We start from the raw sequence: 2,592 nt of genomic DNA on the forward strand, positions 1-2,592 counted from the left end.
GCGGCGTATCTGACCACCCTGCGGATCGGAGCGGCAGGTCCGATCCGGGTCAGGCTGAGCGTCACCCGGCGCCACGGTGCTGGTGAATGGGACGGAGTCGTACTTCAGCCACGCCGGGTCGGTGACCACCAGTCGTCCGGACGGCAGGTGGAGGTCACCTACGGTCCGTGCCGGCATCCGGGTCGGCCACCAGTTCCACCTCGTACCCCTGCCCGTCGGCGAGGTAGGCGGCGTACGTCTGCGGGCCGCCGGCGTGCGGGTGGCGGTCCGGGAAGAGCAGCTCCCAGCCGTACTCCGGCGCGGCGGCGACCAGCTTGTCCACCGCGGCCGGCGGCCCGGCGTGGAAGGCCAGGTGGTTGAGGCCCGGCGCGAGCCGGTCGTGTACCCGTCCGCTGAGCGCCGGGGACTCCTCCATGACCAGGTAGGTGGGGCCGAGCCGCCAGGACCGCCCGGCCGGCCAGTCCTGGAACGGCGTCCAGCCCAGTGCCCCGAGGAGCCAGCCCCAGGAACGTCTGGCGGCGGCGAGGTCGGGTACCCAGACCTCCACGTGGTGCAGCGCGCCGACGGTCAGCGCTTCCCGCCCGGCACCCATAGCACATCTCCATTCGGATTTGCCGTTCTTGCCAGGATAAAGAGCAGATCGGAGAGCCGGTTGAGATACTTTGCCGGGAGGGGGCTGGTCCGATCCGGGTCGTGTGCGACCAGCGCCCACGCCGCACGCTCGGCGCGCCGGGCGATCGTCCGTGCCACGTGCAGCAGCGCCGCGCCAGCGGTGCCGCCGGGGAGGATGAAGGAGTCGAGCTTGCTCAGGCGCGCGTTGTACTCGTCGCACCAGCCCTCGAGGCGCTCGACGTACTCCTCGGTGACCCGCAGCGGCGGGTACTTCGGGTCCGGCTCCACCGGCGTCGCCAGGTCCGCGCCGACGTCGAACATGTCGTTCTGGATCGACTCCAGTACCGCCCGCAGCTCGTCCGAGAGCTGCCCGAGGGCGAGCGCGACGCCGATGGCGGCGTTGCACTCGTCGACGTCCGCGTACGCGGCGATCCGCGGATCGGTCTTCGGCACCTGCTCGTTGTTGCTCAGCCTGGTCATGCCGGCGTCGCCGGCCTTGGTGTAGATGCGCGTGAGGTGGACGGCCATGACGCACAGCCTACGGATACCGGACCTGACCATCCCGGCGCGGCCGGGCCAGACCGGCTGGCCGGCCGGGGTCGGCCCGGGTGACGCCGGTGATCCGGCGGTCAACGACGTCGACGTCATCCGGGTTCCCGGTGAGGCCCGGCTGGCCGGCACCGTGCATGTGGTCGGGGCGAAGAACTCGGCGCTCAAGCTGATGGCCGCCGCGTTGCTCGCGCCCGGCCGCAGTGTGATCACCAATGTCCCGCGGATCACCGACATCGCGATCATGGGGGAGGTGCTCCGCCGGCTCGGCTGCGGCGTGCGGTTCGCCGCCGACGACCCGGTCGATCCGATGGTGGCCCGCGGCGGCGTGGAACGCTCCCGGTCGGTCGTGATCGACGTGCCGGAGCAGCCCGGCGCGGAGGCCGACTACGACCTGGTCCGCCGGCTGCGCGCGTCGATCTGTGTGCTCGGCCCGCTGCTGGCCCGCCGGGGGTACGTGCGGGTGGCCCACCCGGGCGGGGACGCCATCGGCTCGCGTGGCCTGGACATGCACATCGCCGGGCTGGCCCGGATGGGCGCGGAGATCTCCGGCGAGCACGGCTTCGTCATCGCCGAGGCTCCGGACGGGCTGCACGGCGCGGACATCGTGCTGGACTTCCCGAGCGTCGGCGCGACCGAGAACCTGGTCATGGCGGCGGTGCTGGCCCAGGGGACCACGACGATCGACAACGCGGCCCGGGAGCCGGAGATCGTCGACATCTGTTCGATGCTGATCCGGATGGGGGCCCGGATCGAAGGGGAGGGCACCTCCACCCTGCACATCGTCGGGGTGCCCGAGCTGCGCCCGGTCCGGCACGCCACGGTGGGGGACCGGATCGTCGCCGGGACGTGGGCGTTCGCCGCCGCGATGACCCGCGGGGACGTCACCGTCACCGGCATCGAGCCGGCGTACCTGGAGGTTGCGCTGGACAAGCTGGTCTCGGCCGGCGGCCTGGTGGAGACCCGGGGTGGGGCGTTCCGGGTACGGATGGACGACCGTCCCGCGGCCGTGGACGTGGTGACCCTGCCGTTCCCGGGCTTCGCCACCGATCTGCTGCCGATGGCGATCGGCCTGGCCGCGGTGAGCGACGGGCCCTCCCTGATCACCGAGAACATCTTCGACGGCCGGTTCATGTTCGCCAACGAGATGATGCGGCTCGGCGCGGACATCAGGACGGACGGCCACCACGCGCTGGTCTGTGGCCGCGAGCGGCTTTCCGGCGCCCCCGTGCGGGCCACCGACATCCGGGCCGGCGCCGGCCTGATCATCGCCGGGCTCTGCGCGGAGGGAGTCACCGAGGTTTCCCACGTGCACCACGTCGACCGGGGCTACCCGGACTTCGTCGCGGACCTTCGGGCGCTCGGCGTGGCGGTGGAACGCGGCACGGTGCCGGAGGAGCCGGCGCTGGAGATCTGACCGGGGAGAGGGCT

At 72.3% G+C, this 2,592-nt stretch carries 3 protein-coding genes; 1 reads left to right on the forward strand and 2 read right to left on the reverse strand.

Annotated elements, in window-relative coordinates:
- Positions 1-154: 154 nt before the first annotated feature.
- Complete coding sequence (locus ACL02O_RS34000) at positions 155-592, reverse strand: VOC family protein (protein ID WP_412822285.1); 438 nt, start codon at positions 590-592, stop codon at positions 155-157.
- Entirely contained in the window at positions 568-1,140 is a 573-nt protein-coding gene (locus ACL02O_RS34005; protein WP_412822286.1) for a cob(I)yrinic acid a,c-diamide adenosyltransferase, read from the reverse strand. Before ACL02O_RS34005 ends, ACL02O_RS34000 begins: the two co-directional genes overlap by 25 nt.
- Here ACL02O_RS34005 and murA point away from each other — a divergent pair.
- Complete coding sequence (gene murA / locus ACL02O_RS34010) at positions 1,139-2,578, forward strand: UDP-N-acetylglucosamine 1-carboxyvinyltransferase (RefSeq protein ID WP_412822287.1); 1,440 nt, start codon at positions 1,139-1,141, stop codon at positions 2,576-2,578. The two genes, ACL02O_RS34005 and murA, sit on opposite strands and share 2 nt — an antisense overlap.
- Positions 2,579-2,592: the final 14 nt, after the last annotated feature.

The sequence above is a fragment of the Micromonospora mangrovicola genome, from assembly GCF_047200535.1.
Classification (GTDB): Bacteria; Actinomycetota; Actinomycetes; order Mycobacteriales; family Micromonosporaceae; genus Micromonospora.

What these genes read in the sequence shown, in the direction of transcription:
- ACL02O_RS34000 (WP_412822285.1), bottom strand. Translation starts at nt 592, where the DNA reads ATGGGTGCCGGGCGGGAAGCGCTGACCGTCGGCGCGCTGCACCACGTG.
- murA (WP_412822287.1), top strand. Translation starts at nt 1,139, where the DNA reads ATGACGCACAGCCTACGGATACCGGACCTGACCATCCCGGCGCGGCCG.
- ACL02O_RS34005 (WP_412822286.1), bottom strand. Translation starts at nt 1,140, where the DNA reads ATGGCCGTCCACCTCACGCGCATCTACACCAAGGCCGGCGACGCCGGC.